Source organism: Vibrio sp. 2130-1, from assembly GCF_033339515.1.
This window is the reverse complement of the sequence record NZ_JAWOUT010000008.1, coordinates 156,256-169,992: the sequence shown is the minus strand read 5'-3', so window position 1 is coordinate 169,992 and position 13,737 is coordinate 156,256. Positions and strand designations below refer to the sequence as shown.

The 13,737-nt window shown below is 40.7% G+C and carries 15 protein-coding genes; 12 read left to right on the top strand and 3 right to left on the bottom strand.

Annotated features, from left to right (window positions below; all coding sequences use genetic code 11):
* Positions 1 to 13: 13 nt before the first annotated feature.
* Entirely contained in the window at positions 14 to 1,252 is a 1,239-nt protein-coding gene (locus R7Q09_RS14265) for a sensor domain-containing diguanylate cyclase (RefSeq protein ID WP_065275318.1), read from the bottom strand.
* Between the two features lie 253 nt (positions 1,253 to 1,505).
* Between R7Q09_RS14265 and R7Q09_RS14260 the strand changes: the two genes are divergently transcribed.
* From R7Q09_RS14260 to R7Q09_RS14215, 10 genes are all read left to right on the top strand, one after another.
* On the top strand, positions 1,506 to 1,874 hold the full coding sequence (locus tag R7Q09_RS14260; RefSeq protein WP_005376241.1) for a late competence development ComFB family protein: 369 nt from the start codon (positions 1,506 to 1,508) through the stop codon (positions 1,872 to 1,874).
* Positions 1,875 to 1,915: 41 nt separating this feature from the next.
* On the top strand, positions 1,916 to 2,197 hold the full coding sequence (locus tag R7Q09_RS14255) for an HlyU family transcriptional regulator (RefSeq protein ID WP_115386646.1): 282 nt from the start codon (positions 1,916 to 1,918) through the stop codon (positions 2,195 to 2,197).
* Positions 2,198 to 2,630: 433 nt separating this feature from the next.
* On the top strand, positions 2,631 to 4,187 hold the full coding sequence (locus R7Q09_RS14250; protein ID WP_054575447.1) for a Re/Si-specific NAD(P)(+) transhydrogenase subunit alpha: 1,557 nt from the start codon (positions 2,631 to 2,633) through the stop codon (positions 4,185 to 4,187).
* Positions 4,188 to 4,195: 8 nt separating this feature from the next.
* Positions 4,196 to 5,572 carry a Re/Si-specific NAD(P)(+) transhydrogenase subunit beta gene (gene pntB / locus R7Q09_RS14245; protein WP_005376248.1) on the top strand — a complete coding sequence of 459 codons (1,377 nt, stop codon included), beginning with the start codon at positions 4,196 to 4,198 and terminating at the stop codon, positions 5,570 to 5,572.
* Between the two features lie 155 nt (positions 5,573 to 5,727).
* Positions 5,728 to 7,182: a sensor histidine kinase VxrA gene (gene vxrA, locus R7Q09_RS14240; protein ID WP_025767766.1), complete on the top strand. Its 1,455-nt coding sequence runs from the start codon at positions 5,728 to 5,730 to the stop codon at positions 7,180 to 7,182.
* Entirely contained in the window at positions 7,157 to 7,819 is a 663-nt protein-coding gene (vxrB, locus tag R7Q09_RS14235; protein WP_005376251.1) for a response regulator transcription factor VxrB, read from the top strand. The genes vxrA and vxrB overlap by 26 nt, the downstream gene beginning before the upstream one ends.
* A gap of 6 nt (positions 7,820 to 7,825) precedes the next feature.
* Positions 7,826 to 8,707, top strand: a complete 882-nt coding sequence (locus R7Q09_RS14230) for a DUF2861 family protein (RefSeq protein WP_005388048.1) — start codon at positions 7,826 to 7,828, stop codon at positions 8,705 to 8,707.
* A 60-nt stretch (positions 8,708 to 8,767) separates the two neighbouring features.
* Positions 8,768 to 9,889 (top strand): conjugal transfer protein TraF, encoded by a 1,122-nt coding sequence (locus R7Q09_RS14225; RefSeq protein ID WP_005388052.1) that lies wholly within the window; start codon positions 8,768 to 8,770, stop codon positions 9,887 to 9,889.
* Positions 9,890 to 9,930: 41 nt separating this feature from the next.
* Positions 9,931 to 10,092, top strand: coding sequence for a YoaH family protein (locus tag R7Q09_RS14220; RefSeq protein WP_005376257.1), 162 nt, complete (start codon positions 9,931 to 9,933; stop codon positions 10,090 to 10,092).
* 805 nt (positions 10,093 to 10,897) lie between these two features.
* A complete protein-coding gene (locus tag R7Q09_RS14215) occupies positions 10,898 to 11,287 on the top strand; it encodes a universal stress protein (RefSeq protein WP_053307697.1) in 390 nt (129 codons plus the stop codon).
* A 90-nt stretch (positions 11,288 to 11,377) separates the two neighbouring features.
* Here R7Q09_RS14215 and R7Q09_RS14210 read toward each other — a convergent pair whose 3' ends face one another.
* A complete protein-coding gene (locus R7Q09_RS14210; protein WP_005376260.1) occupies positions 11,378 to 11,590 on the bottom strand; it encodes a hypothetical protein in 213 nt (70 codons plus the stop codon).
* Between the two features lie 296 nt (positions 11,591 to 11,886).
* Positions 11,887 to 12,726, bottom strand: a complete 840-nt coding sequence (locus R7Q09_RS14205) for a LysR family transcriptional regulator (protein WP_137282627.1) — start codon at positions 12,724 to 12,726, stop codon at positions 11,887 to 11,889.
* 81 nt (positions 12,727 to 12,807) lie between these two features.
* Between R7Q09_RS14205 and R7Q09_RS14200 the strand changes: the two genes are divergently transcribed.
* Positions 12,808 to 13,158: a hypothetical protein gene (locus R7Q09_RS14200; RefSeq protein WP_213961464.1), complete on the top strand. Its 351-nt coding sequence runs from the start codon at positions 12,808 to 12,810 to the stop codon at positions 13,156 to 13,158.
* Between the two features lie 248 nt (positions 13,159 to 13,406).
* Entirely contained in the window at positions 13,407 to 13,640 is a 234-nt protein-coding gene (locus tag R7Q09_RS14195) for a hypothetical protein (protein ID WP_318070875.1), read from the top strand.
* Positions 13,641 to 13,737 lie beyond the last annotated feature (97 nt).

Below are 13,737 nucleotides of genomic sequence, written 5' to 3'. Positions count from 1 at the left end.
GATTGGTGAGGGTCTAACGAAGCTTTATACAGTTACGTCCGGCCTTTTTCGCTTTGTAAAGTGCTTCGTCCGCTGATTTAATAACGTCCAGAGGAGCTTGCCCATTCCGGCTATCAGCAACTCCGAAACTTGCGGTAACAAAAACCGACTTTCTTTTCGAACTGTTGCTACCACGACGTTTTTGTCCTTGTTTATGGTTCTCAGGGCGAGATTCTTCATCGCGTAATATCATCTCGTATTCTGCAATCGATTTGCGAGCTTCTTCCAAAAAGTTCTTACATTCGTCAGCGTATTTGCCTTTAAAAACGATGGTAAATTCTTCTCCGCCAAATCGATAAACTTTTGCGCCGCCTGGGGTTTTAGTGAGGCGCGAAGCGACCATTTTTAGAACGTCATCACCAGTATCGTGACCGTAGGTGTCGTTAAACTTTTTAAAATGGTCAACATCAAGCATTGCGATCGTGAACTTCTTACCCATGTGTTTTAGATCGAGATCAAGTGCACGTCTGCTCGGAATCAGCGTTAGGCTATCGGTGAAAGCCAGTTGATGGCTAGCGGAAGCGGCATAAATAATGATAAGCAGCCCTGTTAGCGTAAACATGGTGCTTGATATGTACTGCACATCAAAGAAAATGAACGTCGCAGACGCCAATACCATGGCAGAGTAGGTCATCGCATGGATAATTTCATTCTTCTTTAAAACAAGGATTCCAAGAAAACAGACAATACCCACGCAATATAAAACAAGAATTAAAGGCAGTTTAGAGACCGTAGGTACAATAAATAAAATACCGCTTGTCCATTGTTCAAACCCTCCTTCAACGTAATATGCTAGCGTTAGATAAGACCAAAGAACGAACATTGCTAACATCAAGATGTAAGTCAACATGGCTCTAGAGTCAAAACCTTCTTTACTAAACAAAAATACCGTAAGAAACGAGACAGGAAGTAACGTGGCTAAAATGGTTAGCTCAAGTAAAGCGGTACCACTTTGAAGCGGGACTTGTAGGCGGTGCTGTATCACGAAGTAGGCTAGCAACATTGCCAAGCACACCATGGACTCTCTGCCTTGCTTAAATGAATAACAAAGGAGTAGCGCACAACCTAATAGTATGTACGGCAAGTTTGCGGCAATGCCCCAGTTTGCCTGAGTCATCTGAATAATGCTGTCCATGCCCGAACTCACTATGCCCAGTAGCAAAAAAGGGAATGAGAATCTGAAGCCTGATGAAGTCATTGACGATGAGGACATCTATTACAAACTGCCTGAAAATAGTTGACTATATAATTGGTTAGGTAAATCGTTTTATCAATATGGATATTTATCCGTTATTGAATTTCGAACTTTGAGAACTAGCAAGAATACGTCTATTTGTTCCTTTTCCCAAGTATTTTGGAAGACATTACCGCAAAAAGAGAGAGATTGATTAAATTAAGAGCAATCAATAAGTTGTTATAAACAAGTCGTTGCTATACTCATTTCATAGGAAAAAGGAGATTTACAGATGCAGATAAGCTCAGATGTGCACAACTACATGGAAACATTAGTAGGCCAGGTTCTCAGTTTGCCCGAATTTTTAGAACAGTATGACAACGAACAGTTAGCCGATATTGCTTGCCTTGCGCTTATCCAGCTCAAGCCTGTCTATATCCGTCATGATATTGATTTTTTGTCTTCACTTCCTGAACAAAAATTAAGCCAGTTTAAGCAAAGCGCGGATATAGCGGTGAAAAACGCCGCAGAAATGGTGAAAGAAGACAGGCGTAAGAACCGAGAGTATGATGTGCCTGTAATTTTTTCCCATACTAGTTATGATGATGACAAAGAGTTGGATTGGTATGAAAAACCGATCCTTAACGTTAATATTAAGTAAGAGTCGCTCAGTTGACTAGTGAGCTGACCCAAGGAGGAATCGTGGGATTTTTTTCGCGTTTGTTTGGTGGTAGTGAGAAAACGGTTGAAGCCAAAAATATCGAACCAGTTGAATATAAAGGTTTCCTTATTTACCCAGAGAGCCTTTCAGAGGGCGGACAATATCGCATCGCTGGTCGAATAGAAAAGCATGACGATGATGAAGTGAAAACACATCGGTTTATTCGCTCCGATTTGCTTGGCTCAGAGCAAGATGCCAATGACCTTATGTTGAAGAAATCTCAAATGTTTATTGATCAAATGGGCGATAAAATCTTCGACTAGCAATTTACTGCAATTTGATTCCAGTCATCTTAAAAAGAGCCATTAGTGTATATGCTAGTGGCTCTTTCTTTTTAACGCTTAAATCTCTGTTAAGTCAGTATTTAATCGTTACCTGGTTAGACCTCAGTCTAGTACGGTGTTGCGTTGTTATTTTTCGTGCACAGAGCGACAATCATTCATTACTTAGCGTTATATGTAATGAAATTTAGTATTTAAATTACAAAACACTTGAAGTAATGAGACGCGTTCGATACAAACAGAATAATAACAGGGCTGTTAGTCAAGGTGTTTTGTGCAAATGGGTGTCCCCAAACATCATCTTTCGTTTGCAATTGTCTTGCGTGGTAAACAGATAGAAATAAAAAAGAATTAGAGTAGAGCGACGCTCTGTTTTGGGACTAATTTATTGATATGTATACAAGGAGTATGCGTTTTGCAAATCGGTGTACCTAAAGAGATACTCGCAGGTGAATCGCGAGTGGCTGCATCGCCGAAGTCGGTTGAGCAGTTAATAAAATTGGGATTCGATGTCGCGATTGAATCCCAAGCGGGGGTGCTAGCGAGTTTCGATGATGCCGCTTATGAAGCAGCTGGTGCGAAAATCGTTTCTAGTGAAGAAGTTTGGGCATCTGGCCTTATTTTAAAAGTTAATGCGCCAATTGTGGATGATGAGCAAGGCATTGACGAAATTGCGTTACTGCAAGATGGAGCAACACTGGTTAGCTTTATTTGGCCGGCTCAAAATGCTGAGTTGATGGAACAACTTTCAAGTAAGAACATTAACGTTCTTGCCATGGATTCCGTTCCTCGTATCTCACGTGCACAAGCCTTAGACGCGCTATCTTCGATGGCTAATATCGCTGGTTATCGTGCAGTGGTTGAGGCAGCTCATGAGTTTGGTCGTTTCTTTACAGGTCAAATTACGGCTGCCGGTAAAGTACCTCCAGCGAAAGTATTGGTTGCGGGTGCTGGCGTCGCTGGCTTGGCGGCTATCGGTGCTGCAGGTAGCTTAGGTGCCATTGTCCGTGCGTTTGACGTCCGCCCAGAAGTAAAAGAGCAAGTTGAATCGATGGGCGCTGAGTTCCTGACCGTTGACTTTCAAGAAGAGTCAGGCTCTGGGGATGGCTACGCAAAAGAAATGTCTGATGACTTCAACAAAAAAGCGGCAGAGTTATACGCAGAGCAAGCTAAAGATGTTGATATCATTATTACGACCGCGCTCATCCCTGGTAAACCTGCGCCGAAGTTGATCACCAAAGAAATGGTCGACAGCATGAAAGCGGGCAGTGTAATTGTCGACTTGGCAGCTGCTAATGGCGGTAACTGTGAATATACAGTGAAAGACCAAGTTATCATGACGGATAACGGCGTAAAAATTGTTGGTTACACTGACATGGTTGGTCGTTTGCCAACACAATCTTCTCAGCTTTACGCGACAAACCTTGTTAACCTTCTAAAACTGCTGTGTAAAGAGAAAGATGGCAACATCAATATTGATTTTGAAGATGTTGTTATCCGAGGCGTTACCGTGGTGAAAGAAGGTGAAGTTACTTGGCCAGCGCCACCAATTCAGGTTTCAGCTCAGCCGCAAGTGAAACAAGAACAGCCTGTGAAGCCAGAGCCTAAAGTAGAAGAACCTACGTCTCCAACGAAGAAAATTATTGGTGTGGCAGCGGCTGTTGGAGCCTTTGCATGGGTTGCATCGGTTGCTCCGGCAGCGTTTCTTTCTCACTTTACTGTATTTGTTCTAGCGTGTGTTGTCGGATACTACGTAGTATGGAATGTTACCCATGCACTTCATACTCCACTAATGTCAGTAACGAATGCTATCTCTGGCATTATTGTCGTTGGTGCATTACTGCAAATTGGACAAGGTAATGGCGTCGTTTCATTCCTATCTTTTATTGCCGTATTGATCGCGAGTATCAATATCTTCGGTGGTTTCACCGTCACCAAGCGTATGCTTGAAATGTTCCGCAAAGATAAATAGGAGTCACAATGTCTGCAGGATTAGTACAAGCAGCTTACATTGTTGCTGCATTATTTTTCATCATGAGTTTGGCGGGGCTTTCAAAGCAAGAGTCTGCTCGTAATGGTAACTACTACGGTATCGCTGGTATGACGATCGCGCTAATAGCGACGATCTTTAGCCCAGATGCGCAAGGTTTTGGTTGGATCATTATCGCGATGGCGATAGGTGGTGCGATCGGTATTTTCTATGCGAAGAAAGTAGAAATGACCGAGATGCCAGAACTGGTTGCGATTCTACACAGCTTTGTAGGTTTAGCTGCGGTTTTAGTTGGCTACAACAGTTACCTAGATGCGCCAGAAGCAGCAACACATGCTGAGCATGTTATCCACCTTGTAGAAGTATTCTTGGGTGTGTTCATCGGTGCCGTAACTTTCACCGGTTCAATTGTCGCATTTGGTAAGCTGCGTGGTGTGATTTCTTCGTCGCCACTTAACCTACCTCATAAGCACAAAATGAATCTCGCAGCGGTTGTTATCTCTACGCTTCTTATGATCTACTTCGTAAAAGCAGATGGCAGCATGTTCGCTCTTATTGTGATGACTTTGATTGCGTTCGCATTCGGCTACCATTTAGTCGCTTCAATTGGTGGTGCTGATATGCCAGTTGTTGTCTCTATGTTGAACTCATACTCAGGTTGGGCAGCAGCGGCAGCAGGTTTCATGCTAGCAAATGATCTATTGATTGTAACAGGTGCTTTGGTAGGTTCATCAGGTGCGATTCTTTCTTACATCATGTGTAAAGCAATGAACCGTTCGTTTATCAGTGTTATTGCCGGTGGTTTTGGTCAAGAGATAGTGATTTCAGGTGACGAAGAGCAGGGCGAATATCGTGAAACAACGGCTGAAGAAGTTGCAGAGATGTTGAAGAACTCAAAATCAGTAATCATCACTCCAGGATATGGCATGGCAGTAGCTCAGGCACAATACCCTGTTCATGAAATTACTGATGTACTTCGTTCACAAGGTATTGAAGTTCGCTTTGGGATTCACCCAGTAGCGGGTCGTCTACCGGGGCATATGAATGTGTTACTCGCTGAAGCAAAAGTACCGTATGATATCGTTCTTGAAATGGATGAAATCAATGATGACTTTGCAGAAACCGATACCGTATTGGTTATCGGTGCTAACGATACGGTCAACCCAGCCGCACTGGAAGATCCGAACAGCCCAATCGCTGGTATGCCCGTATTGGAGGTATGGAACGCGAAAAACGTAGTGGTATTCAAGCGCTCAATGAATACTGGTTACGCAGGAGTACAGAACCCACTGTTCTTCAAAGAAAATACATCAATGCTATTTGGTGATGCGAAAGAAAGTGTTGAGTCTATTTTTAAAGCACTTTAACCATTCTTGATTTAAAACTATACAGGGTCAGCAATCGCTGGCCCTTTTTTGTTCCGTTTCAATGTTATAGTAATGCAAATCCTTCTGTTAGCAGATGTCAATTGCTTGTAGATTGATGTATAGTTTTGGCTAATGTAACAAGTGACGGTAACAGTTTGATTAAAAAGTTTTTGCTCGGTTTTGCAACTGTATTGCCGCTTTTTTCGGCACCTGCATTTTCCGATTCACTACCAGAAAGAATAGATACGTTTACAGAGCTATTTAACTATGAAGTAGCTCTTAAGTCGTACGATATTCGTATTCTGCAATCAAATTATCCTACCAAGTTACTTGCGCCAGATTCGCTTCTGCCGCAAACGTCTGACTATCCGTTAAAAGATATCCAACAGCTTTACAGCTTGGCGAATACTTGTCGTGGCAAATTACCATTAAGTCCTTTAATTACTGAGCCTTTAGTATTTACAAGAGCGATTTGTAAAGGGACGCAGCTGACACCTCGTTGGTTCTCGCGTAGTGGTCTCATTCACCCTGGTGGTGGGACGTACGCGGCACGTTATGTGGATAAGTATCCAGAACTCAAACCCAAACTATCTCAGTACATGCATATAAAAGAGCGTGATAACGAGGAAGGGGATGAGTTGCTAGAAAGCTTGAAAAACATGGATGACGACGCCATTAATGCTTTGATTGCAGGCGCGAGCATGTTTATTGAAGGTAACGAACTTTGGCTAAGACGTGGTGACCGTTACTTTGTTTTCGAGAAAGATATCTGGCAAGAGAACGTAGCGAATGCGGGTCTGTCATACGCTCTAGCCTCTCAAAGCAAAAGTTGCTTTGTTAAACGAGGCAATATTTGTTGGGATGTAGAAGATCACTCGCAAGTTTTGCGGATCAGTATGATCATACTGGTAATCGCCAATATTCTTTTGGTGATTGGTTGGGCGGTGTACCGTTGGAATAGCAAGCGAGAAGAACTACGTAGTAGAATGCTCGTGTTGCAAATTTTAACGCATGAGCTCAGAACACCGATTGCATCTCTGTCACTAACGGTTGAAGGCTTTCGTCGAGAGTTCGAGCATTTGCCTGAAAGTGTGTATGACGAATTCCGCAGATTGTGTGAAGATACGCGCCGCCTGCGTCAATTGGCAGAAGCGAGTAAAGATTATTTGCAATCTGATAACCAAATGCTTGCAACAGACTGGGTACCATCCGTTGCAGATTGGTTAGAATTTAAGATCGAAGAAGAATTTGATAGTGCCGTGCTTTTTAACATCAATGAAGATGTGGCTGCTAAAGTTAATGTGTACTGGTTAGGAACTTGTATCGATAACTTGCTTCGTAATGCGCTTAAGTACGGTGTCGCACCGGTTGAATTGGATGTCTCAACTAGTGAAGAAAAAATAGTATTCCAAGTCCGAGATGCAGGAGGCCTAACGGCTAAAGATTGGGCAAATTTGAAGAAACCGTTCGTAAGTAAGAGCGGGTTAGGACTTGGATTAACAATCGTTGAATCTATGGTAGGCCGCATGGGCGGAAAAATGTCCTTAATGGGACCACCTACAACTTTTATATTGGAGATACCTTGTGAAACAGACACTGCTTCTCGTTGAGGACGATAAAAACTTGGCTGACGGCCTGTTAGTAAGCCTGGAACAAGCAGGATATGAGTGTTTACATGTGGAGCGTATTGCAGACGTAGAGCCACAATGGAAAAAAGCTGACTTGGTAATTCTCGATCGCCAACTCCCAGATGGTGACTCTGTACAATGTCTCCCAGAATGGAAACAGATTAAAGACGTACCAGTTATCTTGTTAACGGCACTTGTTACCGTAAAAGATAAAGTTGCAGGCCTTGATTCCGGCGCGAACGACTACTTAACAAAGCCTTTTGCTGAGGCGGAGCTTTTTGCGAGAATCCGTGCACAGCTACGAGCACCGGATTCAGCAGAACAAAGCAACGCTGATAAAGTGATTACAAAAGACTTAGAGATTGACCGCTCGACTCGTGAAGTGACTTATAAAGACGAGCTAATTACGCTTACTCGAACAGAGTTTGATTTGCTGCTATTTTTGGCGTCAAACTTAGGTCGCGTGTTTACTCGTGATGAGCTACTTGACCACGTTTGGGGTTACAATCACTTCCCGACAACACGTACGGTTGATACACATGTACTACAGCTTCGTCAAAAACTGCCAGGACTGGAAATTGAAACACTTCGTGGTGTTGGCTACAAGATGAAAGCATAAGTCGTAATGAAAATACTACTCCCTGTAGTTGTCTCATTAGCGTTAGTGAAACCAGTCCATGCGATGGACTGGTTTCAAACTAACACGCCTTTAACACAGGCACATCAACACTTACTTGAAGATGATCTTGCGGGTATGTTCAACTCTCTTGTTGAACTCTGGCAAACGGAACCAAGTAAAGATTTGACTCCTCACCTTAATGATCTTCTTGGTCAGTCACTATCCAAAAACTGTGGCAAGGCTCTCACTGGTGTAACGCTGCCTGATTGGATAAGTGGTGTGAACGTTATTCGTCAGACTATTCAAAGCCCTGGGCGAGATACATTTAGATTGGTGATCAAGCTAAGAGCTACAACTGACATCGAAAATATTTCATTTAATCGATGGGTGGATGATTCTATATCCGCGGACAGTTCATTCAGCTATGAACAACAGCCGAACGGGACAGAACTTGCCAACGAGCGTAGTTACTCGAAACGCTATAACTTAACAGGCAAGCTTGAAGCTGGTTTATATCACTTAACCGTTGTTTCTACTGATAAACAAGAGTATCGAACTTGGGTAATACTTGGAGATTCAAACTCTTCTCAATATGTTCGTTGGACATCTAAAGAGAATTGGAAAGTAGAAAAGAGCGCACTTCGTAATCCCCATTGTCCATTACCGCAACTTGAAGTTGGTTTGTATGACTACATTGATGGCCAGTACGAGCAAATGTGGAAAAAGACTTATGAGTCTAACTATCCAAATTCATTGGAGCTAGCGGGTGTCCCAAACGATAGATACGTATTGGCGGTAAGTATCAATAGTCGCCGTTGGCAGGGCGATATAATTGTTGAGCAGGCTCAAACTATTAGCCGAACCTATGATCTTTCCCAGGAAGAATAGTTAAAGAAATACTACTTGTGCCGATAAAGGTTCAGGACGAACTAAAATCACAAGTGTAGTATGAAAAACAAATATAAAATTCTTGCCACTTCTGTTGCTACTATTCTTTTCGCTAATGCTGCTTCTGCTGCTACTTATGCGATAGAGGCTCGTAGTGATGCAATGGGTGGCGTTGGTACCGTATCAGCAACTTATCTAACTGCGCCTTTTTTCAACCCCGCTCTTACTGCGATTTATCGCCGAAATGACGATGCAGGCATGATCGTGCCAAGTTTTGGTGGCAGCTACGATGATCAATATGATCTAGTTGATGAGATAGAACGCATCAGCAAATTGACAGACGTCGATGAAATCAAAAAATCGATGGATGCTATCGATGGGAAAAAGACAGACTTTGATCTTGGTGGTGTCGTTGCCATTGGTATCCCCAACAAATTCTTATCTGCAACTGCATACGGTAAGCTATACACTGAATCATTCGTACAACCAAATGTTGATACCTCAGGTACTAATCCATTAGATGATAGCTATGTACAAGGTGTTTCTATTGGCGTGGCTGAAGCTGGTATTTCACTTGCTAAATACACTAATTTCATGAACCAACACCTTTCTTTTGGTGTTACTCCTAAACTTCAGCGTATATACACATACTCATACGCCACGAGTTTTCAGAATTTTGATACTAAAGACTTACGTGAAAATGAGACCGCGGAAACGATGTTTAACTTAGACGCAGGCGCACTTTGGTTCTTTGGCCCATATCGTCTCGGTATTTCAGCGAAAAATTTGATCGGAAGAGACGTTAAAACAAAATCATTCCAATATGGCAGCGATACGATAAAATCATACGAATATAGCATGCGTCCTGTATACACCGTTGGGGCAGGGATTGTTGCCGATTACTTTACGATGAGTGTTGACTACGATCTTAACGAAGAAAAACGTTTTTCATCCTTTGATGATAATACGCAAATGATTCGAGCTGGTATTGAGTTTGATATTTTGCGTCAAATGGCATTACGAGCAGGGTATATGAAGAACTTAGCTCGAAGTAATGACGAAGGAACCATTACTGCTGGTATCGGGTTGTCCCCACTTAAGTTGTTCGAATTGGATATCGCAGCTCAGTACACAAACGAGAACGCTATGGGTGCATCCATTAATTTCCTTGCTACCTATTAATTGAATCGTTATAGTCAGCTCCTCAAAATGAGGAGCTTTTTATGTTTGACGATTTACCCCCTCTATCTCACCAAGAGCAACAACAAGCTGTAGAGAGAATTCAAGAATTGATGGCGAAGGGCACAAGTACTGCAGAAGCTATCAAAATTGTTGCCGAACGGATTCGTTCTGAGTACGCAGAAAAACAACAGCAACAAAACTAATCAATTCATGGACAGGGCATACGCCCTGTTTTTTGCCTTTCTATTTTCTATTCCTTTACACTCCCAAACACCACCCTGGTTACGCTGTAACTAAAATTTACTATACCTATATGATTTTAATCTTGTTCAATTGCCTTTAAGACTAAATAGCGAGTTAGTAAAATTTTACTTAATCGAGTTAACCTTATTTTTCGCAGTACAGGCAATTAGGCATTTTTAAAGAACTAACAAATTAAACTCAATAATATCAATTATTTACCTCGGTCATTTAATCTGTCAACCATATTGGTAGTGATTGATCTGGTAATTTAATTACAAAGTACGAGAGGGCTTCGTTCCCAGGTAGAGGATTATGCTGAAAAAAGAAAAAAGATACACCGTAACTTATAGCGGTAATTAAACTAGACTTATTAAATAAGCGATATAAGAACAGTAAGCACTCGCAGACATATATAATAGATGAATCGAAGTTCATCTTATTGAGCTGCTTTTTTAGCCGAAATACGTCTCCTGGATTTGAGCGGAGCGTTACATATTGAACACGTTTAACCTAAAGTAGTTTTACTAAACTAGGCGACGTTGAAGTGGGTAATATGAAACCTCAAGAGTAGTAGAAATCAAGAGCAGTAACGCCTATTACAACGTAACGTTTCCTGACGTCCTTCCTGTTAAATAGTCCGATAATTAGAGAAGAAATTGGAAAAACATCGTTGATCTTTGGATGAGTAGCAGTAGTTTTGATGTTGTGTTCGCTCTATGTGGACTAGACTTAATATGAGAACAAAAACTAACCAAGGGAGGAATGATGGGTTACAAGCATGTTTTGGTTGCTGTCGACTTATCTAAATCTAGCCAAGCCGTTATCGAAAAAGCAATAATGCAAGCAGATAACTCAAGCAGCAAACTCTCATTTGTTTACGTAGATGTTGATCGCATAGTCATGGAAGCTAAGGAAGAGCAAGAATTGGAAAGAAGGCTGCAAGAGCTCGCTGATAAATGCTTATACCCAGTAAACGAGACCATGGTAGTAATCGGCGATCTTCATATAAAACTATCGGGAATCGTCAAAAAAGAGGGGATAGATTTAGTTGTCTGTGGTCATCATCACTACTTATTGAGTCGCTTTTTTTCATCGATACCAAAGGTTGTGAACGAAGTTGAAGCTGATTTATTAATCGTCTATTTAGACGAGTGATCGACAACTCTTGTTCGCACTCATCATTTTTTGTCACTAAAAAGCCGAACTTTTATGTTCGGCTTGGTGTATCGGTGATAATAAAAGTTTTTAGCCAGGAATGATTGATGCCTCATGAGATAAAACAGATGCAGACTCCGCGTTTGACTGCAGATCAAAATGTACGTTAACTTGCACGCCTTCTCGCTCAAAAGTGACATCATCAAAATCGGTCATAGCGATTTTGAATCCATTTCTAGCAAAAAAGCCAGTCACCATAGTTCGCTGCTTAATTTCTAATGCAGACGCGAGTAGCTTATCCATGGCATTCTCCTTGGTTATTGTGGGGATATGGGTAGAAGATACACATAGATTGGTATGAAATCAATTTTATATAAAGTTGCTTTTGATGAAAATTTTAATGTAAGTCAATCTATCGTTTACCCCACGTGATTTATTCCACGCAAAACCTTGATAACAAGACGGCAGAGCATCTCACATTGTGATAGCAAGCATAAAGATGGGGGTGTTAATAAATACCGCCGAAACAATATGTTACAAAGATTAGCGTTAGGCCTAGTGGAGTAGACAACGCAAAATTCTAAATCTGAACAACCGCCCTAAAATGACTCACTCTTCAATACTTGTGATAACTCAGACCTAATAAAAGTAGATATCTCAGCTAGCTTTCTTGGCAAAGGGTTTTGATAAGGGTAGGCAATATACATGGAACGTTCTATATCAAAAGTTTGCGATATTCGGATGTTTTTGTCTATATAGTTACTTTTAATAAGATAGTTTGGAATGACACCAACCCCAACTCCCTCAGAAACAAAGTTTATTAAAATAGAGGTGTTATCAACTTCGATAACATCAGTATATTGATTTTTAATTGATTCCTTATTCGAATGATGTTTGTAGATTAATAGTGTTTTGTTGTTGGCATTACTTACCCTAGATATCAAAACATCACTATAATCACCAATTTTATGTGCAATAAGATTGTCATCAATAACATTATTAAGCCTAATCGCTAAATCTACATTGCTTTCTAATAAATTTTCTACATTGTTACTTGACGATATTTCAAAATCAACTTTTGGATATCGTTCTTGTAAGTCTTTAAGAACAGAACCAAAAATAGAAGAGGCTATAGAGTTGGGCATTGTGATTTTAAACTTTCCATCAATGCATTCACTCAACGAGCTAGCTCTGTAATTTAACTCGTGCAAACTCTCTAACGTCTTGATAGCAAGCTCTCTAATGCTTTCGCCATGATCAGTTAAAACGAGTTTCCTTGTTGTCCTGTGGACGAGTGTTACACCAAGTTGTTTTTCTAATGCTGCTAGCTGCCTGCTGACTTGAGCTTTCGACTTTCCAAGTTCTTTTGATGCCTCTGTAAGAGAGAGGTGTTTACAAATGGCTGCAAAGCAGATCAACTCATTGTTCATCAATTCCATGATTGTTACCTTTTTGCAACTCTGAGTCACGTTGTCTTTTAACTGGTGGGAAAGTATAACTTGCTTCATCGGAGGGGGACAATGATATTTAAAAGCCGCCATGAAATAAAGGCAGACTACTATCTTAATAAAATCATATTGGATATTAAGTTAAACCGATATCCTGAAGAAATTAAATCAATCGGATTAAATATAGAAAATAAAGATTTAAAAATAAAAAATTTGTCTCGTGAAATTACTAAGTTGGATTCGGGTGATTTAATTCTTGATTGTGCATCATTGATAATGACTCATTCCATATCGGAAAAAGTAATAATAAAAGTTGAAATTGATTTTTTAAATTATAAAGTTAAACGTGTAAGGATATTAAAATATGAAGACTGCAATACAAAATTCGAAAAGATCTGTTTATCAGAAAGATACATTGTATAGAATAATAAATAATATTAGTACTTTGTATACCAAATCACTAGTAAAATTATTTGGTGAAGAGCTGAGAATCCATCATTGCAAACATAAGATTAATGTAAGAACCACTAACGAGTTGAGTGAACATATGAAGAAAGATCTAGGTATAGATTGAAAAGTAGAGAGTTTACATCTGTTAGATTCCTTGTTCCTATAAAACTAATGTAGTACTTACACGTTTGGGTTAAGCAAATGCGTGTCCATGTTGACTCATGTTGAATGAGCAAGATGCAGAACCAACGTGCATGGTATCGAACGTAACCAAAGATACAGTGCAGGAACTTAATCAGCTGCATGGCTTTAAAGTTGATGACTGGTTCTTATCAAGTGGCCGCTGCGGTGAAATCGAAGTTCACGGTCCATACAAAACAGCCGATGAAGCCTGTAAGGCCGCAAAGGCCAAATACGGCGTAACTAAGCTGACTTCACCAATGCTAATCTTCTAACCCTTAAGTTCGTATTATGTATATTATGTTAAATCACATATAGCCGTACGCTAAATGTTGTCTGAGTATGCTCCTATTCCCCTACAGATTTTAAATT

What these genes read in the sequence shown, in the direction of transcription:
- R7Q09_RS14265 (WP_065275318.1), bottom strand. Translation starts at nt 1,252, where the DNA reads ATGTCCTCATCGTCAATGACTTCATCAGGCTTCAGATTCTCATTCCCT.
- R7Q09_RS14260 (WP_005376241.1), top strand. Translation starts at nt 1,506, where the DNA reads ATGCAGATAAGCTCAGATGTGCACAACTACATGGAAACATTAGTAGGC.
- pntB (WP_005376248.1), top strand. Translation starts at nt 4,196, where the DNA reads ATGTCTGCAGGATTAGTACAAGCAGCTTACATTGTTGCTGCATTATTT.
- R7Q09_RS14230 (WP_005388048.1), top strand. Translation starts at nt 7,826, where the DNA reads ATGAAAATACTACTCCCTGTAGTTGTCTCATTAGCGTTAGTGAAACCA.
- R7Q09_RS14225 (WP_005388052.1), top strand. Translation starts at nt 8,768, where the DNA reads ATGAAAAACAAATATAAAATTCTTGCCACTTCTGTTGCTACTATTCTT.
- R7Q09_RS14220 (WP_005376257.1), top strand. Translation starts at nt 9,931, where the DNA reads ATGTTTGACGATTTACCCCCTCTATCTCACCAAGAGCAACAACAAGCT.
- R7Q09_RS14215 (WP_053307697.1), top strand. Translation starts at nt 10,898, where the DNA reads ATGGGTTACAAGCATGTTTTGGTTGCTGTCGACTTATCTAAATCTAGC.
- R7Q09_RS14210 (WP_005376260.1), bottom strand. Translation starts at nt 11,590, where the DNA reads ATGGATAAGCTACTCGCGTCTGCATTAGAAATTAAGCAGCGAACTATG.
- R7Q09_RS14205 (WP_137282627.1), bottom strand. Translation starts at nt 12,726, where the DNA reads ATGGAATTGATGAACAATGAGTTGATCTGCTTTGCAGCCATTTGTAAA.
- R7Q09_RS14200 (WP_213961464.1), top strand. Translation starts at nt 12,808, where the DNA reads ATGATATTTAAAAGCCGCCATGAAATAAAGGCAGACTACTATCTTAAT.
- R7Q09_RS14195 (WP_318070875.1), top strand. Translation starts at nt 13,407, where the DNA reads ATGTTGAATGAGCAAGATGCAGAACCAACGTGCATGGTATCGAACGTA.